At 66.9% G+C, this 26,000-nt stretch carries 22 protein-coding genes; all 22 read left to right on the top strand.

The window, feature by feature from the left end; translation table 11 throughout:
- Position 1: 1 nt before the first annotated feature.
- Entirely contained in the window at positions 2 to 1,390 is a 1,389-nt protein-coding gene (pafA, locus tag I6B53_RS05995) for a Pup--protein ligase (protein WP_216763327.1), read from the top strand.
- Positions 1,387 to 2,448 carry an FKBP-type peptidyl-prolyl cis-trans isomerase gene (locus I6B53_RS05990; protein WP_216763326.1) on the top strand — a complete coding sequence of 354 codons (1,062 nt, stop codon included), beginning with the start codon at positions 1,387 to 1,389 and terminating at the stop codon, positions 2,446 to 2,448. Before pafA ends, I6B53_RS05990 begins: the two co-directional genes overlap by 4 nt.
- 15 nt (positions 2,449 to 2,463) lie before the next feature.
- Positions 2,464 to 3,276: an imidazole glycerol phosphate synthase subunit HisF gene (gene hisF / locus I6B53_RS05985; RefSeq protein WP_216763325.1), complete on the top strand. Its 813-nt coding sequence runs from the start codon at positions 2,464 to 2,466 to the stop codon at positions 3,274 to 3,276.
- A gap of 61 nt (positions 3,277 to 3,337) precedes the next feature.
- A complete protein-coding gene (locus tag I6B53_RS05980) occupies positions 3,338 to 5,947 on the top strand; it encodes a bifunctional UDP-sugar hydrolase/5'-nucleotidase (RefSeq protein ID WP_216763324.1) in 2,610 nt (869 codons plus the stop codon).
- 72 nt (positions 5,948 to 6,019) lie between these two features.
- Positions 6,020 to 7,252, top strand: coding sequence for a chorismate synthase (gene aroC, locus I6B53_RS05975; RefSeq protein WP_216763323.1), 1,233 nt, complete (start codon positions 6,020 to 6,022; stop codon positions 7,250 to 7,252).
- Positions 7,249 to 8,856: a 3-dehydroquinate synthase gene (gene aroB, locus I6B53_RS05970; RefSeq protein WP_216763322.1), complete on the top strand. Its 1,608-nt coding sequence runs from the start codon at positions 7,249 to 7,251 to the stop codon at positions 8,854 to 8,856. The genes aroC and aroB overlap by 4 nt, the downstream gene beginning before the upstream one ends.
- Positions 8,846 to 9,424 (top strand): shikimate kinase, encoded by a 579-nt coding sequence (locus I6B53_RS05965; protein ID WP_216763321.1) that lies wholly within the window; start codon positions 8,846 to 8,848, stop codon positions 9,422 to 9,424. Before aroB ends, I6B53_RS05965 begins: the two co-directional genes overlap by 11 nt.
- A 10-nt stretch (positions 9,425 to 9,434) precedes the next feature.
- Complete coding sequence (gene efp / locus I6B53_RS05960; protein WP_216763320.1) at positions 9,435 to 9,998, top strand: elongation factor P; 564 nt, start codon at positions 9,435 to 9,437, stop codon at positions 9,996 to 9,998.
- Positions 9,998 to 10,639 carry a transcription antitermination factor NusB gene (gene nusB / locus I6B53_RS05955; protein WP_216763319.1) on the top strand — a complete coding sequence of 214 codons (642 nt, stop codon included), beginning with the start codon at positions 9,998 to 10,000 and terminating at the stop codon, positions 10,637 to 10,639. The genes efp and nusB overlap by 1 nt, the downstream gene beginning before the upstream one ends.
- Positions 10,640 to 10,919: 280 nt before the next feature.
- Positions 10,920 to 11,573, top strand: a complete 654-nt coding sequence (locus tag I6B53_RS05950; RefSeq protein WP_216763318.1) for a GntR family transcriptional regulator — start codon at positions 10,920 to 10,922, stop codon at positions 11,571 to 11,573.
- Between the two features lie 366 nt (positions 11,574 to 11,939).
- Positions 11,940 to 12,716, top strand: coding sequence for an SDR family NAD(P)-dependent oxidoreductase (locus I6B53_RS05945; RefSeq protein WP_216763317.1), 777 nt, complete (start codon positions 11,940 to 11,942; stop codon positions 12,714 to 12,716).
- A gap of 31 nt (positions 12,717 to 12,747) precedes the next feature.
- A complete protein-coding gene (locus I6B53_RS05940; RefSeq protein ID WP_216763316.1) occupies positions 12,748 to 13,785 on the top strand; it encodes a TRAP transporter substrate-binding protein in 1,038 nt (345 codons plus the stop codon).
- The gene (locus I6B53_RS05935; protein WP_216763315.1) at positions 13,785 to 14,429 is read left to right on the top strand and encodes a TRAP transporter small permease; all 645 of its coding nucleotides are present in this window, start codon (positions 13,785 to 13,787) and stop codon (positions 14,427 to 14,429) included. Before I6B53_RS05940 ends, I6B53_RS05935 begins: the two co-directional genes overlap by 1 nt.
- A complete protein-coding gene (locus I6B53_RS05930) occupies positions 14,422 to 15,696 on the top strand; it encodes a TRAP transporter large permease (RefSeq protein ID WP_216763314.1) in 1,275 nt (424 codons plus the stop codon). Before I6B53_RS05935 ends, I6B53_RS05930 begins: the two co-directional genes overlap by 8 nt.
- 65 nt (positions 15,697 to 15,761) lie before the next feature.
- A complete protein-coding gene (locus tag I6B53_RS05925; protein ID WP_216763313.1) occupies positions 15,762 to 16,598 on the top strand; it encodes a transketolase in 837 nt (278 codons plus the stop codon).
- Positions 16,598 to 17,545: a transketolase family protein gene (locus tag I6B53_RS05920; RefSeq protein WP_216763312.1), complete on the top strand. Its 948-nt coding sequence runs from the start codon at positions 16,598 to 16,600 to the stop codon at positions 17,543 to 17,545. The genes I6B53_RS05925 and I6B53_RS05920 overlap by 1 nt, the downstream gene beginning before the upstream one ends.
- A gap of 220 nt (positions 17,546 to 17,765) precedes the next feature.
- Complete coding sequence (gene pyrR, locus I6B53_RS05915; RefSeq protein ID WP_301554127.1) at positions 17,766 to 18,323, top strand: bifunctional pyr operon transcriptional regulator/uracil phosphoribosyltransferase PyrR; 558 nt, start codon at positions 17,766 to 17,768, stop codon at positions 18,321 to 18,323.
- A gap of 1 nt (position 18,324) precedes the next feature.
- Complete coding sequence (locus I6B53_RS05910; RefSeq protein ID WP_216763311.1) at positions 18,325 to 19,317, top strand: aspartate carbamoyltransferase catalytic subunit; 993 nt, start codon at positions 18,325 to 18,327, stop codon at positions 19,315 to 19,317.
- On the top strand, positions 19,310 to 20,632 hold the full coding sequence (locus tag I6B53_RS05905; RefSeq protein WP_216763310.1) for a dihydroorotase: 1,323 nt from the start codon (positions 19,310 to 19,312) through the stop codon (positions 20,630 to 20,632). The genes I6B53_RS05910 and I6B53_RS05905 overlap by 8 nt, the downstream gene beginning before the upstream one ends.
- Positions 20,629 to 21,819 carry a glutamine-hydrolyzing carbamoyl-phosphate synthase small subunit gene (gene carA / locus I6B53_RS05900; protein WP_216763309.1) on the top strand — a complete coding sequence of 397 codons (1,191 nt, stop codon included), beginning with the start codon at positions 20,629 to 20,631 and terminating at the stop codon, positions 21,817 to 21,819. Before I6B53_RS05905 ends, carA begins: the two co-directional genes overlap by 4 nt.
- On the top strand, positions 21,819 to 25,112 hold the full coding sequence (gene carB / locus I6B53_RS05895) for a carbamoyl-phosphate synthase large subunit (RefSeq protein WP_216763308.1): 3,294 nt from the start codon (positions 21,819 to 21,821) through the stop codon (positions 25,110 to 25,112). Before carA ends, carB begins: the two co-directional genes overlap by 1 nt.
- On the top strand, positions 25,109 to 25,963 hold the full coding sequence (gene pyrF / locus I6B53_RS05890) for an orotidine-5'-phosphate decarboxylase (RefSeq protein WP_216763307.1): 855 nt from the start codon (positions 25,109 to 25,111) through the stop codon (positions 25,961 to 25,963). Before carB ends, pyrF begins: the two co-directional genes overlap by 4 nt.
- Positions 25,964 to 26,000 lie beyond the last annotated feature (37 nt).

The raw sequence follows: 26,000 nt of genomic DNA, 5'->3' as shown, positions 1-26,000 counted from the left end.
GGTGAGACGACGGGTCGTCGGGATCGAGACCGAGTACGGGATCACCAGCGCCACCACGACGGGTGAGTGCTCGTCGATGGACGCCGAGGGCGCCGCACGTGAACTCTTCGATCCGCTGCTCGACAAGGGACGCTCCTCCAACCTCTTCCTGCGAAACGGGGGACGCCTGTATCTCGACGTGGGCGCCCACCCCGAGTACGCGACAGCCGAATGCGACCAACTTGAGGACCTCCTTGCCCAGGACCGTGCCGGCGCACGCATGCTCGCGGACCTGGCCGCGCAGGCGGATGCGCGATTCGCCGCAGACGGGCGACCCGAACGACTCCACCTCTTCCGCAACAACCTCGACTCGCAAGGCAACTCCTTCGGCTGCCACGAGAACTACCTCCTGCACCGCAGGCGGGACTTCCGCCAAGTGGCGGACGCCCTGGTGGCCTTCTTCGTCACCCGCCAATTCCTCGTCGGCTCCGGACATCTTCGCCGCACCCCCGGCGGCGTCTCCTACTGCTTCTCGCAGCGCGCCGAACAGATGTGGGACGCGGTGTCCTCGGCGACGACACGGTCCCGCCCCATCATCAACACCCGCGACGAACCGCTGGCCGACTCCGGCTCCTACCGGCGGATGCACGTCATCGTCTCCGACACCAATGTGTGCGAAGCGACGACCGCCCTGAAGGTCGGCTCGACCGAACTGCTCCTCCACGCCGTCGAGGACGGCCTGCACATCGAGGACCTTGCCCTGGCCGACCCGATGCGGGCGATCCGGGAACTCAACACGGATCTCACGGGTCGTACCCGCGTCGAACTGGCCGACGGGCGCCACATGAGCGCCGCGCAGATGCAGGAGGAGATCCGCAGCCGCGTCCTTGCCCGCATCGACGGCGCAAAGATCGACCCGCTGCACACCTACGTCGCCGACCTGTGGGGAAGGGCCACCCGCGCCCTTGCCACGGGCGACTGGGAGGAGGTCGCCACCGAATTGGACGTCGCCATCAAACGTCGACTGCTCGAATCCTATGTGGCGCGTTCGGGCGCAGGGTGGGACGACCCGCGCGTGGCTCGTCTGGACCTTTCCTACCACGACATCACGGCGACAGGTCTGGCACCCCGGATGGAAGCGGCCGGTCTCATGAAGCGCCTGACCAGCGAGGACCAGGTGAGCCGGGCACTGACGGTGGCGCCTGCGACCACCAGGGCACATCTGCGAGGGCGGATCATCGCTGCCGCCGAGGAGGCGCGCATCGACCTCGGCGTGGACTGGGTCCACGTGCGTCCCGAGGGGATCAGCGCCGCGCCCCTGTCCCTCCAGGACCCCTTGGCCACCGAGGACCCGCGGGTCGACGCCCTCCTCGCCTCCTTCGCCGCGCACTCGCCGGTGCTTCCCGCATGAGCCCATCCAGGAACTCTGCCGAGCACCGCGCAACCTCCACCACCGGTGAGCAGGGCAAGCGCGGGGGCCGCCCCGTGCTGCTCATCGCCCTCGTCCTGGTCCTCCTCGTCTCGGTGGCCGCCACGTACGTCCTTCTCCAGGGGGACTACTTCGCCGAGTCAGTCGTGTCCGGGCCCCAGTCCGACACCACCCAGAGCGAGGCGACCTCCGTCTTCGACCTCATCGAAGTCTCGGGCCGGGTGGGCGCCACACCCGTCGTCTCCGTGTCCGGACCGGTCCGCGTCTCAGGTGCGAAACGCACCATCGTCACGCCGGGAGCGGGCCGAACGATCACCCGCGGTTCCCCGGTCCTCGTCGCCGTTTCGGTCTTCGACGGCAAGGACGGTTCGACCCTGTCCCCGGGCGGAGTGCCCCAGCTCTCCGTGGGCATGGCCACGGAGGACTCGATCGGGGCGGACCTCGCCCGCGCAGTGACCGGCCAGAAGGAAGGCACGCGATTGCTCTACGCCCGGGCCGTGGCACAGGGGGCCGCTGCGACCTCCACGGCCTCCGACGTGGAGATCGACGTGGTCGACATCCTTCCCAGCGTGGCCGTCGGTGTGGCGCCCGAGAACGCCGGCGCCGGGCCGCTCCAGGTGACCTTGGGTGACGAGGGGCCCGTCATCAAACACGGCAACCCCGTGCCCACCGCGGTGACCGTCCAACCGCTGCTCATCGGCGACGGGGCACAGGTGGGCGTCGACGACCGCCTGGTGGTCCAGTACATCGTCACCGGCTGGAAGGACGGAGTCGTCCGCGACTCGACGTGGACCACCGGCCTGCCGAAGGTGCTGCGCATGGCCGACGCCATGCCGGGTCTGAGGCGCGCCCTGGTCGACCAGCGCATAGGTTCACGCCTGGCCGTCACCGTTCCTCCGGACCTTGCCACCGGCGACGACACCCTGTGCATCGTCATCGACATCCTCGGCGCGCAGCCTCAAGTGGCCGCCACGGACCAGGCGGCCTCGGCAGGACAGAGCGGACGCGAGGTGGACGCCTCCTCCTCGGCGTCTCCTTGACAGTAGGATCGCCCCATGCCGGTAGCCGTTCGCCTCATTCCCTGCCTGGACGTCGACGCCGGGCGTGTGGTCAAGGGAGTCAACTTCGAGAACCTGCGTGACGCCGGTGACCCTGTGGAACTGGCGCGGACATACGGTGAGCAGGGTGCCGACGAGATCACCTTCCTCGACGTGTCCGCCTCCATCCAGGCACGTGCCACCATGCTCGAGGTCGTTGCCGCCACCGCCGAACAGGTCTTCGTCCCATTGACGGTGGGTGGGGGAGTGCGCAGCGTCGAGGACGTGGCCCGCCTGCTCGCCCACGGCGCCGACAAGGTGGGGGTGAACACTGCCGCGGTCGCCGACCCGGACCTCATCGCACGGGTCACCGACCGTTTCGGCGACCAGGTGCTGGTCCTGTCCGTGGATGCACGCCGTTGCCCGCAGGGCGTCCGCACCGAATCCGGGTACGAGGTGACCACCCACGGCGGAAAGCGTTCCACCGGCATCGACGCCCTCGAATGGGCGTGCAAGGCCGCCGAACTGGGTGCCGGGGAGATCCTTTTGAATTCGATGGACGCAGACGGGGTCCGCTCCGGATTCGACTTGGAGATGCTCCGCGCTGTGCGCTCCCAGGTCGACATCCCCGTCATCGCCTCAGGCGGGGCCGGAGCCGCCGAACACTTCGTCCAGGCCGCCCTTGCGGGAGCTGACGCCGTCCTGGCCGCGTCGGTCTTCCACTTCGGCACCGTGTCCATACCCGAGGTCAAGGCCGCGATGTCCCGGGCGGGTCTGCCGGTGCGCCTGACACCCGCGTGTGGCAAGTCCGAGGGACGAACGCACGTGTGATCGAGAGCACGTGGGAGGCTATTGTGACCGTGGTCCCATTGACTCCCCACGAAGGACACCCATGCGATCACACCGCTTCGCCGGCGCTGTTGCCGGCTTCAGTGCCCTCGTCCTGGCAGGCCTGACATTCCCGGTCGCCGCACTGGCCCAGGACGACCCCCAGTCCAGTCCGGTTGGGACAAGCCCCCAGTCCTCCACCTCTCCGACCGCCCCTGAGCCCCAGGGCGAGCGCGCACCGGACACGGCAGCCCCAGTACCTGGTGCGACCCCGGTCGCGCCCGTGACCCGCGCTGCCGGAACAGTGGACATCGACGTGTACAACATCACCGACCTGCACGGTCACCTGGAACGTGTCGTCGACGCCAAGTCCGGTGCCGTTGTCGACCCGGGTGGTGTGGTCCTGGCCTGCGAGATCAAGAGGGCCCGAGACGCGAACCCGGCGATGGTGCTCACTTCCTCGGGCGACTCGATCTCCGGCTCCCCCTACGCCAGCGCGATCCTCAAGGACGAGCCGACCCTCGACTACCTCAACGCCGTCGGCATGCAGGTCTCCGCCCTCGGAAACCACGAATTCGACCGCGGGTCCGCCGACCTGGAGGGGCGCGTCCTGCCCAAGGTCGCCTTCCCCTACTTGGGAGTCAACGTCGACGGCTCGGCGGCCATTGACGCCGAAGGCTCCGGCAAGGGCTACTGGCTCACCGAAGTCTCGGGCGTCACCGTGGGCTTCGTCGGTGCCACCACCGCCGAGACCCCGACGATGGTCGCCAAGGACGGAATCCCCGGCATCACCTTCGATGATGCCGCCGAGCGCGCCCAGGCCAAGGCCGTCGAGCTCAAGGACGGCAACCCCGCCAATGGCGAGGCCGACGTGGTCGTCGTCCTCATCCACGACGGCATGGACGTGTGGAAGGACTCCTTCGGCCCCGAGGTCGACGCCGTCTTCGGAGGTCACACCCACGTCGACGGCACCGAGAAGGCCACCGTCAAGGGGGAGGACCAGGCCCGCATGCAGACCGACGAGTACGGACGTCGCCTGGGACACGTGCGCCTGAGCCACGACACTGCCACCGGCGCCACGACCGTCGCCCTTCTGGACAACAAGGACCTGGCCACTTCGGACTGCACCCAGGACGCCTACGGCGCCGAAGCCATCATCACCAAGATGGTGGACGACTCGGCCCTGGCCGGCGAAAAGCCGGTGGGGCGCATCAACTCCGACCTGCTGCGCGGCGCCAATGACGGAGTCAAGACCGGTGACAACCGCGGCACCGAGTCCAGCGCCTCCAACTTCATCGCCGAGAGCTTCCGCTGGTGGCTCGCCGCCAACATCAAACCCGATGGCGAGCGCTACATCGGCATCATGAACCCTGGCGGCGTGCGCGCCGACTACCTGCTGGCCAAGAGCGGCGCCGAGGCCGAGGACGGCATCGTCACCTTCGCCGAGGCCTTCCGCGTCCAGCCCTTCGGCAATCAGATGGCCTACAAGACCCTCACCGGAGAACAGCTGGCCAAGGTCTTGGCCCAGCAGTTCCAGCCCGGTGCCAGCCGCCCGGTCCTCATGCTCGGCACTTCCGACAATGTCGAGGTCTTCCTGGACCAGGAGGCCGCCGACACCCTGCACGAGCTCCACCAGGACATCAAGTCCGGCACCGCCCCGGCCGATGCCGATGCCCGGGTGGCCGCCGCCCGGGCCAAGCTGATTCGGATGATCCGCGTCGACGGCAAGGAGCTGCGCAAGGCGGACACCGTCGTCGTCGCCTCCAACGACTTCCTCCTGGCGGGCAATGACGGGTTCACGGCACTTGGAGATGCGGGAAAGAACACGAACACCGGCGTCATCGACCTGGACGCCACCAGTGCCTACCTGGCGGATTCCACTGTCCCGGTGCGCAACCACGCCGCAAAGCACCAGTACGGGGTCACCTACGCAGCCAACAGCGACGGTACGCCTGGATACTCGCTGGCCCTGACCGGACTGGCGATGTCGGTGGCCACGGAAGCCCAGCCCAGGACTCTCGCGGTGGCCGGGGAAACTCCAGCCGCCGTGGACCTCACACCTGTGGCCAATGGACCGGAAACCGGCAAGGCCTCCCTACGAGGAACGGTGCAGCCACGAGCCGCCTTCGAGTGTGAGGCCTCGGCCAGTCGGTGGTGCACGACCATCACTGTGGATCTTTTGCTGGCCGATGGAAGCACTTTCCATTCCCTTGCGGTGCCCGTGGAGACCCTGGCGCCCACGAGGTACACGGTGAGCGTGGACAAGACGAGGGTGCGTCCGGGCGAGAAGATCACTTTCACAGCCGCGGGCTTCCTCCCGCGCGAGAGGATCGTCTTCCGCGTCCATTCGACCCCGATCAACGCCGGAGTGGTCGAAGCGGGGGCTGACGGAGTCGCCGGCCTGACATGGGCCGTGCCCGCCGACATGGAAGTGGGCACACATGAAGTGGCTGCCTTGGCCACTTCCGGCGGGGCAGAGACCACCTTCGAGGTGGTGGCAGGCGAAACACCTGCCCCTCACCCCTCGACCCCCGGCACCCCGAAGACCCCTGGTGCCCCGAAGGGCTCGGGCGCCTTGGCCAAGACCGGCGCGGACATGCTGCCCATTGTCGGCACGGCAGTGGTCGCCCTGACCGCAGGCATCCTGCTGGTCCTGCGTCGTCGCATGCGATGACCTGACAGGTGCAGGTGATGCCCCGGCCGGACCATCCGGCCGGGGCACTTCGCACTGTGGAACACTTGGCCCATGCTCAATTGGCTCACCGCAGGTGAATCCCATGGACCCGCACTGCTGGCCACCATCGACGGTCTGCCGGCGGGCCTGGAGGTCGACACGGAGCTGCTGGAGCGGGCGCTGGCCCGCAGGCGCCTCGGACACGGTCGCGGCGCCCGACAGAAGTGGGAGAAGGACGAGGTCCAGATCCTCGGCGGTGTGCGTCACGGTCGCACGACGGGCGCACCCGTGGCCATCCGGATCGGCAACTCCGAGTGGCCCAAGTGGCAGGTGGTCATGTCGGCCGACCCCGTTGCCCCCGAGGCGCTGCTCGTCGACGCCGGCAGCGGGGACGAAAGGGAGGTGGCCCGCAACAAGCGCCTGACCCGCCCTCGTCCCGGACATGCCGATCTGGCGGGCATGCTCTCCTACGACCACGATGACGCCCGCAATGTCCTCGAACGCGCTTCGGCCCGAGAGACCGCGGCACGGGTGGCGCTCGGCGCACTTGCCGAGGCCCTCCTCGACCAGGTGGCAGGCATTCGCCTGGTCAGTCACGTCGTGGCCGTCGGCGAAGAACTGGCCCGCCCGCAGCGGCGCCTGCCCACGCCTGAAGACTGCCTCGCCCTTGACGCCTCTCCCGTGCGTACCGTGGACCCGGAGGCCGAAGCACGATTCGTCGCACGGATCGACGCCGCCAAACAGGCTGGTGACACGGTTGGGGGAGTGGTCGAGGTCATCGCCCACTCCGTGCCCGTGGGCCTGGGGACCCACGTGAACGCGGCTCGACGCCTGGACGCGCGAATCGCCGCAGCCCTCATGTCGATCCAGTCCGTCAAGGGCGTGGAGATCGGTGACGGTTTCGCCCAGGCCAGGCTTCCTGGATCGGCCGCCCAGGACGAGATCCTGCGTGGCCAGGACGGCTCGTTGGTCCGCGGAGCCAACCACAGTGGTGGCGTCGAAGGAGGCACGTCCAATGGGCAGCCCATCATCGTGCGCGCAGCCTTCAAGCCTATCTCGACGATCCCCCACGCACTGCGCACCGTCGACCTCGACACGGGTGAGCGGGCCAGCGCCCTCCACCAGCGCTCCGACACCTGCCACGTGGTGCCAGGCGCCCTCATCGCCCAGGCGGAGCTCGCCCTGGTCCTGGCCGATGCCTTGTCCACCCACGCGGGCGGAAACTCCGTTGTCGAAATGCGCCGGAACCTCACGGCGTACCTCGCCCATGTCGACACCCGCACACGAAAGGAGCGCCTCCCATGAGCCACGACATCGTCCAGTGGCCGCTGAGGCTGCCGATCGTCATGGTCGGTCTGCCCGGCGCCGGCAAGTCCAAGGTCGGCAGGCTCCTGGCCCAGGCACTCGGCGTCGTCCACGTGGACACGGACGACCTCGTCGAAGCCGACCAAGGCCGAAGCGTCAGTCAGATCTTCGCCGACGAGGGTGAGGCCGCTTTCCGCGAACACGAGGCGCGTGCGGTGGCCCGGGCCCTGGAGACCGGGGGAGTGGTCTCATTGGGCGGCGGTGCGGTGTCCACCCCGACCGTCAGGGAGCTGCTGCGCGGACACGATGTGGTCCTCATCGACGTCGAGCACGACGAATTGCTGCGCCGAGTGACCCGCAAGACCCATCGACCCCTGCTGCGCGAGGATCCCGACGGCGCTTTGAGGAGGCTCCGCGAGGAGCGCGAGCCCCTCTACCGTGAGGTGGCCACACACGTGGAACCCTCTGATGACGGGCCCGCCGAGGAAGTGGCCGACAGGATCCTCGCCCGCGTCGCCGGAGCGCCGCGAGTCGTGCGTGTGGCAGGGGCGACGCCCTACGACGTCCTGGTCGGACGGGGCTTGGGAGCCACGCACGTACGTGCAGCCCTTCGCGAGGACTGCACGAAGGTGCTGCTCGTCCACGCCGGGGCACTGGCGGCGCGCGCACAGGACATGGCCAATGCGTTGCGCCTGTCCGGACTGGAGGTGGTCACCTTTTCCCACCCGGAGGCCGAGGCCGGCAAGACCATCGAGGTCGTCGCCGAACTCTGGGACATTGCCGGAGAGATGCGCCTGGGGCGCCACGATGCGCTGGTCGCCATGGGAGGCGGCGCGACCACCGACATGGCGGGTTTCGTCGCGGCCACATGGCTGCGTGGAGTGGACGTCGTCCACGTACCCACGACGCTGCTGGGCATGGTCGATGCTGCTGTGGGAGGAAAGACCGGCATCAACACCTCGGTCGGAAAGAATCTCGTGGGCAGCTTCCACTGTCCACGCAGGGTCGTCGTCGACCTGGACCACCTGCACACCCTTCCCGTCGACGACTTGCGGGCGGGAATGGCCGAAGTCGTCAAATGCGGCTTCATCCAGGACCTGACGATCCTCGACCTGGTCCGTGAGCACGGCCTGTCAGTCCTGGATCCGTCCTCGTCCGTGTTGGAAGAGTTGGTCATCCGGGCCATCTCGGTCAAGGCCAGGGTCGTGGCCGAGGACCTCCAGGAGGCAGGGCTGCGGGAAATCCTCAACTACGGCCACACCCTGGCCCACGCCATCGAACGCCGGGAGGACTACCGGTGGCGCCACGGAGACGCGGTGGCGGTCGGCTGCACCTTCGCTGCGCGACTGTCGGCCCATCTCGGACTTCTCGATCCGGTCCGGGCCGAAGAACATTCAGGGCTCCTGGCGGCGCTCGGCCTGCCGACGACCTACTCGGGGGCGCGGCTGGACGAGCTCATCGAGGTGATGACCTCCGACAAGAAGGTCCGAGCGGGACAACTGCGTTTCGTCCTCCTGGAGGACAATGGTCGCCCCATCGTCCGTTCGGTCGATGCGGCGGAGCTGACTGTGCCCGCGAAGTGGGTGGGTGTCGATGTCCGGTGAGGCGCCGAAGAGCGCCCTCGTCCTCGTGGGAGCCTCGGGTGTCGGAAAGTCCACCGTGGCCACGGTCCTCGGCGCCCGGTGGAGGATCCGGGTGTTCGACGTCGACGAGGTCGTGGCCGACCGCCTCGGAGCCTCGGTGGGCGACCTCGTCATCGCCAAAGACACACGCCTGGAGGAGGAGCGGCGCAGGGTTGCCCTTGCCGGCCTCGCTGTGCCTGCCACGGCCGAGGAGGCGAGGATCGTCGTCCTTGGCACCTCGCAGGTCCTTGACGAGGAGGTTGTCGGCGCCCTGCAGGTGGCGCGCCGGCGCGGGGCGCAGGTCGTCGAGCTCACCGCCGACACCGCCGAGATCTCGCGCCGCGAGGGTCTGAACGCCCCCCGCTCGGTGGGCCTTGGAGCCCCCAGGGCAATGCTCACCGCCATGCTCCGCACGCACCACGCGGCCTGCGAGCCCCTGGCCGACACGAGCATTGACACGTGCGAGAGGACACCCGAGCAGGTCGCCGACGCTGTGGAGGCGACGTGTAGACTGTCCGACGGTCGAAATTCTGCTCATTCCCGACAGTGAGGATCCACTCGTGGCAACCACCAATGATCTGAAGAACGGTCTGGTCATGGTCATCGATGGCCAGCTCTGGCAGGTCGTCGAGTTCCAACACGTCAAGCCCGGCAAGGGCCCCGCCTTCGTGCGCACGAAGATCAAGAACGTCATGTCCGGCAAGATCGTCGACAAGACCTTCAACGCGGGCCTGAAGATCGAGACCGCCACCGTCGACCGTCGGGACATGACCTACCTGTACCAGGACGGCAACGACTACGTCTTCATGGACACCTCCACCTACGAGCAGATCAACGTTCCGGCGGAGACCGTGGGCGATGCGAAGAACTTCATGGTCGAGAACCAGGATGTCATCGTTTCCCTGCACGAGGGCAATGTGCTCTTCATCGAGCTTCCCGCCACCGTGGTGCTGACCATTGCCCACACCGAGCCGGGCCTGCAGGGTGATCGTTCGAATGCCGGCACCAAGCCCGCGACCCTGGAGACGGGCTACGAGATCCAAGTGCCGCTCTTCCTGGAAGAGGGTGTGCGCGTCAAGGTCGACACCCGTGACGGTTCGTACTCCGGCCGCGTGAACGACTGATGTCGAAGAAGTACTCCTTCACCTCGAGGACCAAGGCCCGCAAGCGTGCGGCTGACGTCGTCTTCGAGGCGGACCAGCGGGGGATGGGTCGCGACCCTGAGGTGCTGCGTGACCTGTTGCGTGAACGCAAGGTCGTCACGGCGGCCCTGACCCCTCTGCCGGACTACTCGATCCGGATCGTCGAAGGTGTCGCGGACAACCTGAGCAGGATCGATCACCTCATCGCCGCGCACGCGAATGTCCCGGGCCTGGACCGGGTGGCGGCGGTGGATCTGGCGGTCATGCGTGTCGCCGTGTGGGAGATGCTCGCCAACACGAAGGACGTGCCCGCAGTCACCGCGATCGACGAGGCGATCTCCATCGTCAAGTCCATCTCCACCGACTCCTCCGCAGGGTTCGTCAATGCGGTGCTCGATGCCGTCCGCAGGGAGTTGGATGCGCCCGCATGGTCGCGCCAGCCGGTGGGTTCCCCGGCGGAGGAGGACTCCTCCGAGTCCCCGTTCGAGGAACCGGTGGGGCCCGACGAGGGTGGGGACGTGCCGCGCGGCGAGGGCGGTGAGGACGGGAAGCGCCACCTGAGGCTGGAGGACATCACCGCCGCAGACTTGGCGGAGTTGGACGAGTTGTTCGACGAGTACTGAGAGTTGCTGATGGGCAGGGGCGTTGCGACGCGGGTCGCAGCACCCCTGCTCGTTCCTTTGGATGAGATGTCGCCTGGGCGGATGTGGAATACGCGTGCTGTGCTGAATTGTCCCGTGAATTCCGATGACCGCCTCGATGAGTTCTTGCGGGTGAGGTGAAATGGGCGCGCCAGTGCGCAGGTAGAGGAATGTTGCCTTCTCCCGTTCTGGCCGGGCCTGTGATAGATTCACAGAGGATCGTCCACTGCTGACAGCAGGTGGACTCGCTGGGAGGTGAAGGGTGACCTTTCCTGGAATCAATCGTCTGACACTGCGTGAACAGGTGTGGGCGTCACTTCGTGAAGAGATCCTCGAGGGCAGGCTGCCTGCGGGTGCACGACTCGCCGAGGTCGAGTTGGCCGATCAATTGAAGGTCAGTCGTGGCACGGTTCGGGAGGCGTTGCGGCGCCTTCAGCAGTCGGGCCTGGTCCAGGGGGAAGACCGTTTGGGGCTGTCGGTGACCACCTTCACTCCGGAGGAAGTGGTCGAACTCTTCGAGGTGCGCGGTGCGCTTGAATCCCTGGCCGGAACTCGCATCATTCGGGAAGGCCGACACGAAGAAGCAGCCGACCAGCTGGAGGAAAAGCTGCCGGAATTTCCCGAAGGCACGGCAGTCACGACGCGTCTGGACATTGATCTGGGTTTCCACGAACTTCTGTGTGAGTTGTCCGGAAGTCAGACCCTCGTGCGAATGTGGTGCGAACTCAAGGACCGAATGTGTGTGGCAATCCTGGCCGACCAGTCGGACGCAAGACTCTTCCAGATGCAGGCGAACTTCCACCGTCCAATCGTCGATGCCCTTCGTTCGGGTGACCCGGCTCGTTTCGACGCCGTCATCATGGGTCACATGGACGACGCCGCCCGCACCTGGAGTCTGAAGGCCGTCGACGCCTGACCGGCTCTCGCCGTGCGGCGATCCGGTGGGCCGCGGGGCGCACATCCCTGAACTCTTCTGCGGCCCCTGATTCCAACGCGAGCACTCCCGTGGTGAGGGGTGCTCCGATCACAGTGGCCTTTCGTGTCCTGGATGTCGAGGCTCCGTCCCGACATTTTGCTGCCGCGCGCGTCATCGCCTGGCCGGAGCCGGGATTCGAGGGCGCCGACCTGATCCGGGTGTCGCGGCGCGGGTGCCGGGCCGGACATGGGGCCGGCACCTCCTTCGCCGTGTGCCACCACAGTGATTGACACCACTCGGTTGAATGCTTACTGTTGACAATGTCAGGCAATGGAGCCTGGCGTCACGAAGATGCGGAGTTTCACCATGAGCTATGGCACCGGAGTGGGGCAGCGCACTGCTGTGGTCACTGGAACATCGTCCCTCAGGGGTATCGGCTACCAGAGCGCCCTGAGGTTCGCCCGAGAAGGTTGGGCCGTCGCAATGCTGGACATCAACGAGGCGGGTGCGAAGGAGGCCGCCGAAGCGGTCCTTGCCGAAGTTCCGGAGGCGCCCGTGCGCGCCTTCGCAGTCGACGTCGCCGACGAGGACAGTGTCGCCAATGTCGTGCGCCTCATCACGGAATCGGATCTGCCTCCGGTCGGCGCCCTGGCGAACATCGCCGGAATCCCGTCACCGGTCGCCTTCCTCGAACTCACGCTGGCCGAGTGGAACAAGGTCCTGGCCGTCAACCTCACCGGCTCCTTCCTCCTGGCCCGCGCCGTGGTCCCCCTGATGATCGACGGCGGCTACGGCAGGGTCGTCCACACCTCCTCCGTGACGGCCCAGCACGGCGGGGGAGTCTTCTCGAAGACCGCCTACGCGGCCGCCAAGGCGGGCGTCCTCGGCCTCACACGCGCAATGGCCCGCGAACTGGCCGCGGAGGGAATCACCGTCAATGCGGTGGCCCCGGGGGTGGTCAACACCGAGATCCGCGTGGGCACCGACGAGGAGACCGAGAAGAACCTGGCCGAGGCAGTCCCCCTCAAGCGTCAGGCCGAACCCTGGGAGATCGCCGCCCTCATCTGCTGGCTCTGCTCCGAGGACGCCGCCTACATCACCGGCTGCACGCATTCCATCAACGGCGGCGCCCACATCGCCTGAGACCTCGGCGCTGAGGCAAAGGAGACGACGAATGCACCGACACACACGATTCGTGGGCGCAGTGGGAGCCGCCACCGTCCTTGCCGCACTCCTGGTGGGGTGCGCCGGAGGTTCTGGCCCCCGCCACACCGACAGCATCCGCATCATCCTCGGACACGGCGCAGCGCCCGGCAATCCTCGCTCGGACGCCGCCCTCAAGTTCGAGGAACTGGTGGAGGACAAGTCCGGACACTCCATCGACATCCAGATCCTCGGCCAGGAGACCGTCGGCTCGGACACCGAGATGATGGTCTCGGTGGCTGCGGGCACCCTGGACATGACCGTCAACTCGCAGGGGCCCTTCGCCACCTACGTGCCCGAGGCGGCCCTCATCGGCCTGCCCTTCCTCTTCGAGAACTCGGCGCACGCCCACGAAGTGGTCGACGACCCCGAAGTTTCCGGCTTCCTCGCACAACAGGCCGAACGCAAAGGATTCCACGTCCTCGGCTTCTGGGACAACGGAATGCGCGACCTGACCAACTCCAAGCGCGAGATCAACACACCCGAGGACGTGGCAGGACTGAAGATCCGCACGCCCGACGACACCATGACGATCTCGATCTTCAACCAGCTCAAGGCGAACCCGACCCCCATGGCCTTCGGTGAGCTCTACCTGGCGCTCAAAACCGGCGCAGTGGACGGCCAGGAGAACCCGGTGACGAACATCAAGAGCTCCAAACTCGACGAAGTCCAGCCGAATCTCGCGGTCACCGGCCACAAGTACGAGTCGAATCCCTTCGTCATGTCCACCTCGCGTTGGGAGAGGCTCTCGCCCGAGCAGCAGAGGATCATCCAGGAGGCCGCCAACGAGGCGCGCGACTTCCAGCGCTCACTCATGGCCGACCGTTCCACCCAGATCTACGAGGAGTTCGAGGGCAAACTCACGGTCACCCACCCAGACAAGGACGCCTTCCGCGAGGCCACCGCTCCGGTCTACGAGGAGTGGAAGGCCAAGTACCCGGAGTTCTTCGAACTCATCAAGGCCGATGCGGACGAGTCGCGCGCCGCCCACGCAGAAGGGAACCAATGATGTCCCGCCCAGACAGTGCACCCACCGGTGCGCCCCCGACGAAGGTCATCACCGAGGACGACATCGCCGCCCTCGACACCCAGTCCGTCCTCGACGAACCGCTTGAGGCAACCGACCCCGTCAACGCGGTCTTCCTCAAGGTCGGGTCGTGGGCTGCCGGAGCGCTGACAATCGTCATGATCGTCCTGGTCACTGCGGCAGTGGTCATGCGCTACGTGTTCAACTCGAGCATCGACCTGGCCGCTGAAGGACCCAGCTACATCCTTCCGTGGCTCATCGCCGCCGGCGCAGTCATCGCGCAGGCCCAGATGGCCCACGTCGGCGTCAACTTCTTCCTGGAAAAGCTCCAGGGAAAGGCCTACCAGACCATGTCGGTCGGCATCTGGGTCTTCGTCGCCGTCCTCATGTTCTACCTGACCTACCTCGGGGCGTACATGGTGGGGCCGATGTCGGCGCAGGTGACCCCCATCATGGGCTGGCCGCAACTCGGCAGCTTCGCGGCATTCATCGTCATGACCGCCTGCCTGGGCGTGCAGGCCGCAGTTCGTGCGTGGTTCTTCTGGAGGCACGGCGCCCTGCACAGCATCGACATCGGCACCGAGGTCGCTCCCGAGGATGCCGTCAAGGAGGTCCACGGTGTTTGAGGTTGCACTCGCCCTCGTCGTCTTCATCGGTCTGCTGTTGCTCGGAGTGCCTGTCGCCTACTCGGTGATCGCAGGAACGGTGGTCGGCCTGTTCGCCATCGGCTCGCTTCCGATGGAAGCCCTGGCCCAGCAGTCATTCGCCGGAGCCACCGACTACTCGATGCTCGCCATCCCCTTCTTCATTCTCACCGCGGACCTGCTCTTCTCCGGCAAACTCGGTGCCCAGGTCATCGGCCTGGCCACACGCCTGGTCGGACGCTTCCGCGGCGGCGTCGGCATGACGTCGGTCCTGACCAACGCCGTCTTCGCCGGTGTGTCCGGCTCCGCGGTCGCTGACGCCACTGGCCTTGGCAAGGTCATGATCCCGTGGACGAAGAAGCTCGGGTACCCCGCTCAGTACGCGGCCGCCGTCAATGCCTCCAGCTCCGTCCTGGGCGTCATCATCCCGCCCTCGATCCCGATGATCCTCTTCTCGGCTGCTTCAGGCGCCTCGGTTGCAGCGATCTTCAATGCGGGCCTGCTTCCCGGCATCGTCATGGCGGTGTTCCTCATGTTCGCCTGCTGGTTCATCGCCTGGAGACACCGCTATCCGCAGGTCAAAGCCAAGCTGACGATGAAGAGGCTTCTCATCGACCTGCTCGTCGCCACACCGGCGATCCTCATTCCCGTCATCCTCATCCGAGTCTTCCTGTTCACCGGCACCGCCACGGTCACTGAGGTCTCCGTCCTGGCAGCCGTGTACGCGATCCTCATCCGCGTGACGATGTACCGTGACCTGAACTGGAAGTCCTTCATGCGTTCCGTGGCCGAATCGGCGGCATCGACGGCCGTGGTCATGGTCCTCATCATGTTCTCCGCGGCCCTGTCGTGGCTGCTCACCATCCAGGAGGCGCCGCAAAAGCTCGCCACGACCCTGCTCGGCACGACGGACAACCACCACCTCATCGTCCTGTTCATCGTCGTCATCCTCATCATCACCGGCATGTTCCTCGACATGGCTCCGGCGATCCTCCTGCTCACCCCGGTCCTCATGCCGCTGGCCGACGCGATCGGCATGGGAACCATCCACCTGGGAATCCTCATGGTGTGCACCTTGGCCATGGGCCTGTACACGCCCCCGGTGGGCACCACCTTGTACATCTCGGCGGGCATCGGACGTGTGGGCATCACGAAGGTCACCCGTGAACTGCTGCTCTTCTACGCACTCATCCTGGTCTTCGTCCTCGTCATCGCCTACGCACCCCAACTCATGCTCATCCCGTTGTAGTGAGGCCCCGCGGGCACTGCCCGCCGACCCGGAGCACGACAAGACCCGTGAAAGGAGAAGAGACGATGGTGAAGGACGTCTCCACCGACGAATTGAAGGAATGGGCCAAGAAGTTGCGCAAGACCTCTGTCCAGATGGTCTATGAGGCGCAGTCGGGACACCCCGGAGGATCGCTTTCCGCAGCCGATGTCGTGGCGAACCTCTACTTCCGCGAAATGCGCTTCGACCCCGCCGACCCAGGGTGGCAGGACCGCGACCGCTTCGTCCTGTCCAAGGGACACGTGGCCCCCGTCCTGTACTCGGCGCTGGTGCACACCGGCGTGGTGGACCCCGAGAACATCCACAAACTGCGCAAGAAGGGATCCCCCTTCCAGGGACACCCCGACTCCAAGAAGTGCCCGGGCGTCGAGATCTCCACCGGCTCCCTCGGGCAGGGCATTTCTGCCGCCGTCGGCATGGCCCTCGGCCTCAAGCGCGACGGCAAGGACTCACGCGTGTACACGCTGCTCGGTGACGGTGAGATGCAGGAGGGCCAGGTGTGGGAGGCGATCCAGTGCGCCCACACGTACCACCTCGACAACTTCACGGCGATCATCGACGTGAACAATCTGCAGATCGACGGCCACTGCGACGAGGTCAGCCCCAATCTTGACCTGGCCGAGAAGCTCCGGGCCTTCGGCTACGACGTCATCGAGATCGACGGCCACGACATGCAGGCGATCTCCGATGCCTTCGACAGTCTCCGCTCCCGCGCGAACGGGCAACCGAAGGCACTGGTGATGCACACGGTCAAAGGCAGGGGCGTGTCCTACATGGAGGATGTGGCCGCCTGGCACGGCACCGCACCGAACACCGAAGAGTACGAACAGGCCGTTGCCGAGATCGAGAAGGGACTGCAGTGATGAAGGTTTCGGTCGACAATGCGAACAGGATCCCCACCCGCGTGTCATTCGGTGAGGAGATCGTCGAACTGGGCAAGGAGCGCCCGGAGATCTTCGTCGTCGACTGCGACATCGCCAAGTCGTGCGGCACGACACGCTTCTCCAAGGAGCTGTCCGCCCAGCACGTCAACGTGGGAATCGCAGAGCAGAATGGCGCCGGGGTGGCCGCAGGCCTGGCGACCACGGGCAAGATTCCCTTCGTCGTCACCTACGCCGTCTTCGGCTCCCTGCGCATGGCCGAGCAGATCCGCCAGTCGATCTGCTACCCGAACCTCAATGTGAAGATCGCATGCAGTCACGGTGGCCTGACCCCAGGCAATGACGGAGGCTCCCACCAGGCGATCGAGGACATGGGCACCATGCGCGGCCTGCCCGGAATGAGTGTCGTCATGCCGGCGGACCACCACTCGGCCCGCAAACTCGTGCGCGCGGCTGCCGACTGGGTGGGGCCGATGTTCCTGCGTTTCACCCGCGATGCGATGCCCACGATCTACGGTCCCGACGAAGAGTTCGAAATCGGCAAGGCCAAGGTCCTGTCCGAGGGCGAGGACGTCGCGATCATCGCCAACGGGGACACCCTGCGCCTGGCCATCGAAGCGGCGGGCATCCTCCAGCGCGAGGACGTCTCGGTACGTGTGACGGACATGCACACCGTCAAGCCTCTGGACCGGGACGAGGTCCTCAGGGCCATGAAGACCGGCAGGATCATCACCGTCGAGGACCACACGATCCTGACGGGCCTGGGCGCCGCAGTCAGCCAGGTCGTCGCAGAGGTCGGCGGTGCACGCGTGCGCCAGGTCGGCATCCAGGACCGGTTCGGCCAGTCCGCCACCTACGAGGAGCTGCTGGAACTCAACGGCATCACGGTCGACGGCATCGTCACCGCAGCCCGCGAGCTGCTCGCCTGAGATCTGCGCACCCGGCACCCCTTCCAGGAGAGGGGCCGGTACGCCACACGCGGTGCCCCGAGCACGGGCTCGGGGCACCGCCCGTGTCCGGGCGTCCCTCGGCAGGAGCGGCCCGCCCCAACCGGCGGACACTTGCGCCACGCCGAGGCCGCATGGAGGTAGCATCTCGACGGAAGCATTCCTTTAAGGCCCGTCCGGAGAGGCGGGGAAGGAGGTCCGCATGGACACTGTGCACCCTGTTCACGGCGACGTGAAGGAGGTCCTCGGAGCCGAGGACATCTCCAGGTCACTGACCCGCATCGCCTTCGAGATCGTCGAGAAGAACCACGGCGGCGACCTCGTCATCGCCGGAATCCCCACGGGCGGCGCCCACCTGGCGCGGCGACTCGTCGCCAAACTCACCGAAATCTCCGGATCCGCCCCCGACCTGGCCGTCGTCGACACGACGATGTACCGCGACGATCTCGCCGACCACCCGCTTCGCGCCCCCAAGCAGAGCACGGTTCCCCGGGCCGGCGTCGAGGGGCGCACCGTCGTCCTCGTCGACGACGTCCTGTACACGGGCCGCACGATCAAGGCCGCCCTGGACGCCCTCGGAGCTTTGGGACGCCCACGTGCGGTCCAACTGGCCGTCCTCGTCGATCGCGGGCACCGGGAGCTGCCCATCCGACCCGACTACGTGGGCAAGAACCTGCCGACCTCCCGCAGCGAAACCGTGACCATCCTGCTGGCAGAGACCGACGGCCGTGACGGCGTGCTCCTCGGGAAGAAGGCGTGACATGAGCCTGGACCACCTCATCTCCATCCGCGACCTCGAATACCGCGATGCGCTCCTCCTTCTGGACACGGCCGAACAGATGGCCGCCACCCAGTCACGACGCGTGAAGAAACTGCCGACCCTGCACGGACGCACCGTGGTCAACCTCTTCTTCGAGGACTCCACACGCACCAGACTCTCCTTCGAGGCCGCAGCCAAACGCCTGAGCGCCGACGTCATCAACTTCTCCGCCAAGGGCTCCTCCGTCTCCAAAGGCGAGTCCCTCAAGGACACGGCCCTGACCCTGCAGGCCATGGGCGCCGATGCCGTCATCGTGCGCCACTCCTCCTCAGGTGCCGCGCACCGCCTGGCCCACGCCGGCTGGATGAACCTGCCCGTGCTCAACGCCGGGGACGGCACCCACCAGCACCCCACCCAGGCGCTGCTCGACGCCATGACCCTGCGGAGGCACTTCAACCGGGAGGTCCCGGACCCGACCGTGGCCCCCGTGGCTCCGGGCACCGACCTGAGCGGAGCCAAAGTCGTCATCGTCGGGGACGTGCTGCACTCGCGGGTGGCCCGTTCCAACGTCGACCTGTTGGGCCTGCTCGGTGCCGACGTCACCTTGGTGGCACCCCCGACACTGCTGCCGGTGGGCGTGGACGGATGGAAGTGCACGGTCGAGTACGACCTGGACGCGGCCATCGACTCCGACCCCGACGCCATCATGATGCTGCGGGTCCAACGTGAACGCATGAGCAGTGCCGGCGGAGGCTTCTTCCCCTCGCCGGGGGAGTACCACTCCGCCTACGGCCTGGACCGACAGCGCTTCGAGCGACTCGACCAGCGCACCATCGTCATGCACCCCGGCCCCATGAACCGCGGGCTGGAGATCTGTGCGGAGGCGGCAGACTCCCCGCGATCCGTCATCGTCGAACAGGTCTCGAACGGAGTCTGCGTCCGAATGGCCGCCCTCTACCTGCTGCTCGCGCCGGAAGGAAACACCCGTGACTGACACCCAGACCCGCGACATCCTCCTCACCGGCGTCGACCTGGTGGGAGCCGGTCGCACCGGCATGCTCCTCAAGGGCGGAGTGATCGCCGCCATCGGCGCAGATGCAGGCAAGGGCGCACATGACCCGAAGCGCATCGACTGCGACGGCCTCATCGCCCTGCCCGGCCTCGTCGACATCCACACCCACCTGCGTGAACCCGGCGGTGAGGACGCAGAAACCGTCTTCACCGGCACAAGAGCGGCCGCCGTCGGCGGCTACACGAGCGTCTACGCCATGGCCAACACGACCCCTGTTGCCGACACGGCCTCCGTCGTCGAACAGGTCCTGGAGCTCGGACGAAAGGCCGGTTGGGTCGATGTGCGCCCTGTCGGCGCCGTCACCGTGGCGCTGGAAGGACGACAGCTCTCGGCCATGGGTGCCATGGCCCGATCGCGCGCCAAGGTGCGGGTCTTCTCCGATGACGGCAAGTGCGTGTCCGACCCCGTCCTCATGCGCCGCGCCCTGGAATACGTCAAGGCCTTCGACGGGGTCGTCGCCCAACACTCCCAGGACCCCGCGCTGACCGAGGGAGCCCAGATGAACGAGTCGCCCCTGTCCGGTGAACTCGGACTGCCGGGCTGGCCCGCTGTCGCCGAAGAGGCGATCATCGCCCGCGACGTGCTGCTGGCAAAGCATGTGGGATCACGCCTGCACGTGTGCCACCTGTCGACGGCCGGCTCGGTGGAGATCATCCGCTGGGCCAAGCGCATGGGCGTGGATGTCACGGCCGAGGTCACCCCCCACCACCTCATGCTCACGGAGACCTGCGCCTGTTCCTACGACCCCCTGTACAAGGTCAACCCCCCTCTGCGCACCGCCGAGGACGTCGAAGCCGTGCGTGAAGGCCTGGCCGACGGGACCATCGACGTGGTCGGCACCGATCATGCGCCGCACCCCTTGGAGTCCAAGGACTGCGAGTGGCAGGCCGGCAGCTTCGGCATGACGGGCCTGGAGACGGCCCTGCCCGTCGTCATCGCGACCATGGTGGAGACCGGTCGCATGACGTGGGAGGACGTCGCCCGGGTCATGTCGACCACCCCGGCGCGCATCGGACGCGACCCTGGTCAGGGCCAAGGTCTGGTCGAAGGGGCTCCCGCCAATGTCACCATCCTGGACCCCTCCGTGCGTCGCACGGTCGACTCCGCGACCCAGTGGAGTCGTTCGACCAACAGCCCCTACCACGGCCTCGAACTGCCCGGACAGGTCCTCCACACGTTCTTGCGAGGGGTGGCCACCGTCTCCCAAGGAGAGCCGATCGCCAAGGAGAACCGGTGAGCGCGCGCGAGAACACTGCTCTTCTGGTCCTCGAGGACGGCGCGGTCTTCCGCGGACGCGCCTGGGGCGCGCGCGGACGCACCCTGGGGGAGCTGGTCTTCTCCACCGGCATGACCGGCTACCAGGAGACCCTCACCGATCCCTCCTACCATCGCCAGATCGTCGTCATGACGGCGCCTCACATCGGCAACACCGGCATGAACGACGAGGACCCCGAGTCCTCGAAGATCTGGGTCGCCGGGTACGTCGTCCGCGATCCCGCCAGGCGCGCCTCCAACTGGCGTTCACGGCGCGGCCTGGAAGAAGAACTGATCCAGCAGGGGATCGTCGGTGTCGCGGAGGTCGACACGAGGGCGATCACCCGGCACATCCGCACCCGGGGAGCCATGCGGGCCGGCATCTTCTCCGGCGACGCCCTGCCCGCCGGCGCCGAACACCTGGGCGACCAGGTCCGTGACGCCCTCGTGCGCATCGTCGTCGAGCAGCCGCGGATGGCGGGGGCGGCGCTGGCCGGTGAAGTCTCCACGGCCCACACCTACATCCTCGAACCCTCGGGGCATTTCGCCGGACGTGAGCCCCTGGTCACTGTCGTGGCCGTGGACCTGGGCATCAAGTCGCGCACCCCGGAGCACTTGGCCGAGCGCGGCGCCCGCGTCCTCGTCGTCCCCAACACCGTCTCCTGGGCGGAGATCCAGGCGCTGCACCCGGATGGGGTCTTCTTCTCCAACGGGCCGGGCGACCCTTCCAGCGCCGAGCGCGAGATCGACCTGCTGCGCGCCGTCCTGGACTCCGGCACCCCCTTCTTCGGCATCTGCTTCGGGCACCAGCTGCTCGGCCGGGCGCTTGGCTACGGGACCTACAAGCTGCCCTTCGGGCACCGTGGGGTCAACCAGCCCGTCAAGGAGCTGGCCACGGGCAAGGTCGAGATCACCTCGCAGAACCACGGATTCGCCGTGGACGCGCCGATCGGAGCCCCCTCCACCGCCCCCTTCGAGGGCGGCCGCTACGGGCGCGTCGAGGTCACCCACGTGTGCCTCAACGACGGAGTCGTCGAGGGACTGAGGGCCATGGACCTTCCGGCCTTCTCCGTGCAGTACCACCCTGAAGCCGCAGCCGGCCCCCATGACGGGGAACACCTCTTCGACCGTTTCATCCAACTCATGACCACGCACAAGGAGGGCAACTGATGCCCCGTCGTCCCGACCTGTCCTCCGTCCTGGTCATAGGCTCCGGACCGATCGTCATCGGCCAGGCCTGCGAATTCGACTACTCGGGCACCCAGGCCTGCAGGGTCCTGAAGGAAGAGGGCCTGCGGGTCGTCCTGGTGAACTCGAATCCGGCGACGATCATGACCGACCCGGAAATCGCCGACGCCACCTACGTCGAGCCGATCACCACCGAGGTGCTCACGGCGATCATCGACAAGGAGCGGCCCGACGCACTCCTGCCGACCCTGGGTGGACAGACGGCCCTGAACGCCGCGGTGGCGCTTGTCGAGGCCGGGGTGCTCGAACGCTACGGGGTCGAACTCATCGGCGCGAACATCGAGGCCATCCGGGCCGGCGAGGACCGGGAGGTCTTCAAGGGCGTGGTCGAAAGGTGCGGCGCGGAGGTGGCCCGCAGTTTCATCGCCCACTCCATGGAGGAGTGCCATGCGGCCGCCGCCGAACTCGGTTACCCGCTGGTGGTGCGCCCCTCCTTCACCATGGGCGGTCTGGGGTCGGGCTTCGCCCACACTCCGGCCGACCTCGAACGCATCGCCGGTCAGGGGTTGGCCGCTTCCATCACCACCGAAGTCCTTCTGGAGGAATCGATCCTGGGGTGGAAGGAGTACGAACTCGAACTCATGCGCGACACCGCGGACAATGTGGTCGTCGTCTGCTCCATCGAGAACGTGGACCCGGTGGGTGTGCACACGGGGGACTCCACCACCGTGGCGCCCGCCCTGACCCTGACCGACCGTGAACTGCAGCGGTTGCGCGACATCGGCATCGCCGTCATTCGAGAGGTGGGAGTCGACACGGGCGGCTGCAACATCCAATTCGCCGTCCACCCCGACACCGGCCGCGTCATCGTCATCGAGATGAATCCGCGTGTGTCGCGTTCCTCCGCCCTGGCATCGAAGGCAACGGGTTTCCCCATTGCGAAGATCGCTGCGAGGCTGGCCACCGGTTACACCTTGGACGAGATCCCCAATGACATCACGGGCTCCACGCCGGCCTCCTTCGAGCCGACCCTGGACTATGTCGTCGTCAAGGTCCCACGTTTCGCCTTCGAGAAGTTCCCGGAGGCCGACCCGACCCTGACGACCTCGATGAAGGCCGTCGGAGAGGCCATGGCCATCGGCCGCAACTACACCGAAGCCCTCCAAAAGGCTCTGCGCTCCATTGACAAGAAGGGCGTCCAGTTCCACTGGAACGGGCCCGCACCCGACGCGGAGCAGACCGCAGCCCTGGTCCGACAGGCCGCTGTGCCCACCGAGGGGCGTCTCGTCCAGGTCCAACAGGCGATCCGCGGCGGGGCGAGCATCGAGGACCTCTTCGCCTCCACCGCGATCGACCCGTGGTTCCTCGACCAGATGGTTCTTCTCGACGAGGTCGCCACCGGCCTGCGTGAGGCGCCCGCGTTGAGCCGCGAGCTGCTGCTGGAGGCCAAGCGCCATGGATTCTCCGACGCCCAGATCGCGGATCTGCGGGGGTTGTCGGAGACGACTGTGCGCGAGGTCCGTGCTGCATTCGAGGTGCACCCCGTCTTCAAGACGGTCGACACCTGCGCCGCCCAGTTCGCCGCCCGCACCCCCTACCACTACTCCAGCTACGACGAGGAGAACGAGGTCGCCGCACGCCGGCGGGAGGCCGTCATCATCCTGGGAGCCGGCCCCAACCGCATCGGTCAGGGCATCGAGTTCGACTACTCCTGCGTCCACGCGACGACGGCCCTGCGGGAACGCTTCGACACGGTGATGGTCAACTGCAATCCGGAGACGGTGTCCACCGACTACGACATCTCCGATCGCCTGTACTTCGAACCCCTCACCTTGGAGGACGTGCTGGAGGTGTACCGAGCCGAGTGCGCCGCGGGCCCCGTCAAGGGCGTCATCGTGCAGCTCGGCGGCCAGACACCCCTGTCCTTGGCGCAGGACCTGGCCCGTGCTGGAGTACCCGTCCTGGGCACGACACCCGAGTCGATCGCATTGGCGGAGGACCGGGAGGAGTTCGGAAAGGTCCTGGCCGAGGCCGAGTGCCCGGCACCTGCCCACGGTGTGGCGCGCACACCGGAGCGGGTCCTGGAGGTCGCCGAGGAGGTCGGCTACCCGGTCCTCGTGCGCCCGAGTTTCGTCCTGGGAGGTCGAGGCATGGAGGTCGTCAACTCGCCGGAGGCTCTGCGCGACTACCTGGACCGCCCTGACCTGGACCAGCTCTTCGAAGGCGGCCCGCTGCTCATCGACCGCTTCCTGGACGCCGCCGTGGAGATCGACGTCGACGCACTTTTCGACGGGACCGAGTTGTTCATGGGCGCCGTCATGGAGCACATCGAGGAGGCCGGTGTGCACTCCGGCGACTCGGCGTGCGTGTTGCCACCGATGACCTTGTCCGCTCGGGAGATCCAACGGATCACACACTCCACCGAGCGCATTGCCCGCGGAGTGGGTGTGCGCGGACTCATCAACATCCAATTCGCCCAACTCTCCGACACCCTCTACGTCATCGAAGCAAATCCTCGGGCCTCGCGCACGGTGCCATTCGCCTCCAAGGCCACCGGCGTGCCTCTTGCCAAGGCCGCAGCGCTCATCCAGGTCGGCGAGTCGATCGCCTCCCTGCGTGAGCAGGGGATCCTGCCGGCTCATGATGCGCGCGAACTGGCCGAGGGTGCGGCGATCGCCGTCAAGGAGGCCGTCCTGCCCTTCAAACGGTTCCGCAAGGCGGACGGGTCGGTGGTCGACACGATCCTCGGTCCGGAGATGCGTTCCACGGGTGAGGTCATGGGCATCGACCGGAATTTCCCGACGGCATTCGCCAAGTCGCAGTCCTCGGCCTTCGCCGAACTTCCGACTCAGGGCAATGTCTTCATCTCCATCGCCGACCAGGACAAGCGCGCCATCGTGTTCCCGGTGAGGCGTCTGCTGGAGCTGGGCTTCGAGATCTACGCGACCCAGGGTACGGCGTCGGTCCTGCACCGCAACGGGATTCCTGCTGCGATCGTGCGCAAGTCCTCGGAGGGTCGCGGCCCCAATGGGGAGCCGACCATCGTGGATCTCATCAACGAGGGCGTGGTGGACATGATCGTCAACACGCCCCAGTCCTCGTCGAACAGGCACGACGGCTACCAGATCCGCACTGCGGCCACGGCGAATGACAAGACCATTGTCACGACCCTTCAGGCTTTCAACGCGGTGGTCCAGGCCATCGAAGTCATCCTGTCGGGCCCCTGCTCGGTGCGCTCCCTGCAGGAGTGGGACGAGGAGAGGGTTCGCGCATGAGTGCAGTCATGCCTTTCGGGGACCGTCTTGCGGCGTCGATGGCCGCACACGGGCCCGTGTGCGTGGGGATCGACCCTCATCCGGGCCTCCTTGACGCATGGGGGCTCGAACGCAGTCCCACAGGAGTCCTCCGTTTCTCCCAGATCGTCCTCGAGGCGTTGGGCGGGTGCGTGGGCGCCCTCAAACCGCAAGCAGCCTTCTTCGAGGAGTACGGCAGCGGGGGAGTGTCCGCCCTGGAATCGCTGGTGTCGGTCTGTCGCGAGGTGGGCACACCGTGCATCGTGGACGCCAAGCGCGGAGACATCGGCTCGACCATGTCCGGATACGCCAGGGCCTACCTCACTGACGGCTCGCCGCTGGCCGGCGACGCAGTGACCTTGTCGCCGTACCTGGGTCTGGGGTCCTTGACGCCGGCGCTGGAAGCGGCCCTGGACTCCGGCCGTGGAGCATTCGTACTGGCTCTGACCTCGAACCCTGAGGGGGCGGCTCTGCAGCACAGCGTGGGATCGGATGGACGATCGGTGGCGGCACGAATCGTCGACGAGTTGTCGCCATGGAACACAAAGTGTGATGCGACTCACATGGGATCCTTCGGGGTTGTCATCGGCGCGACGGTCGGCACTGCGCTGGATGACCTCGACATCGACCTGACCACACTCGCCGGCCCTGTGCTCGCACCGGGTGTCGGCGCGCAAGGCGCCGGATCGGAGCAGGTGAGAGCCGTTTTTGGCGCATCATTGCCACAAGTGCTCGCCTCCACCTCCAGAGCGGTCCTGTCCGCAGGGCCCGACGCCGACTCCTTGAGGTCCGCCTACGTGCGGACCGTGCGTGACCTCGGCTTTGACGGTTGAGCGACTCGCGGAAGCGCCCGTTCCTGGGCAAGTTTCA

Origin of the sequence: Schaalia sp. 19OD2882 (assembly GCF_018986735.1) — a bacterium.
Taxonomy (GTDB): domain Bacteria; phylum Actinomycetota; class Actinomycetes; order Actinomycetales; family Actinomycetaceae; genus Pauljensenia.
Note: the sequence above shows the minus strand (reverse complement) of the source record. Positions and strands in the feature narration are given on the sequence as shown.

Excerpts from the sequence above, each read along its gene's own strand:
- I6B53_RS05990 (WP_216763326.1), top strand. The coding sequence starts at position 1,387 with ATGAGCCCATCCAGGAACTCTGCCGAGCACCGCGCAACCTCCACCACC.
- hisF (WP_216763325.1), top strand. The coding sequence starts at position 2,464 with ATGCCGGTAGCCGTTCGCCTCATTCCCTGCCTGGACGTCGACGCCGGG.
- I6B53_RS05980 (WP_216763324.1), top strand. The coding sequence starts at position 3,338 with ATGCGATCACACCGCTTCGCCGGCGCTGTTGCCGGCTTCAGTGCCCTC.
- aroC (WP_216763323.1), top strand. The coding sequence starts at position 6,020 with ATGCTCAATTGGCTCACCGCAGGTGAATCCCATGGACCCGCACTGCTG.
- aroB (WP_216763322.1), top strand. The coding sequence starts at position 7,249 with ATGAGCCACGACATCGTCCAGTGGCCGCTGAGGCTGCCGATCGTCATG.
- I6B53_RS05965 (WP_216763321.1), top strand. The coding sequence starts at position 8,846 with ATGTCCGGTGAGGCGCCGAAGAGCGCCCTCGTCCTCGTGGGAGCCTCG.
- nusB (WP_216763319.1), top strand. The coding sequence starts at position 9,998 with ATGTCGAAGAAGTACTCCTTCACCTCGAGGACCAAGGCCCGCAAGCGT.
- I6B53_RS05945 (WP_216763317.1), top strand. The coding sequence starts at position 11,940 with ATGAGCTATGGCACCGGAGTGGGGCAGCGCACTGCTGTGGTCACTGGA.
- I6B53_RS05940 (WP_216763316.1), top strand. The coding sequence starts at position 12,748 with ATGCACCGACACACACGATTCGTGGGCGCAGTGGGAGCCGCCACCGTC.
- I6B53_RS05935 (WP_216763315.1), top strand. The coding sequence starts at position 13,785 with ATGTCCCGCCCAGACAGTGCACCCACCGGTGCGCCCCCGACGAAGGTC.
- I6B53_RS05925 (WP_216763313.1), top strand. The coding sequence starts at position 15,762 with ATGGTGAAGGACGTCTCCACCGACGAATTGAAGGAATGGGCCAAGAAG.
- I6B53_RS05920 (WP_216763312.1), top strand. The coding sequence starts at position 16,598 with ATGAAGGTTTCGGTCGACAATGCGAACAGGATCCCCACCCGCGTGTCA.
- pyrR (WP_301554127.1), top strand. The coding sequence starts at position 17,766 with ATGGACACTGTGCACCCTGTTCACGGCGACGTGAAGGAGGTCCTCGGA.
- I6B53_RS05910 (WP_216763311.1), top strand. The coding sequence starts at position 18,325 with ATGAGCCTGGACCACCTCATCTCCATCCGCGACCTCGAATACCGCGAT.
- carB (WP_216763308.1), top strand. The coding sequence starts at position 21,819 with ATGCCCCGTCGTCCCGACCTGTCCTCCGTCCTGGTCATAGGCTCCGGA.
- pyrF (WP_216763307.1), top strand. The coding sequence starts at position 25,109 with ATGAGTGCAGTCATGCCTTTCGGGGACCGTCTTGCGGCGTCGATGGCC.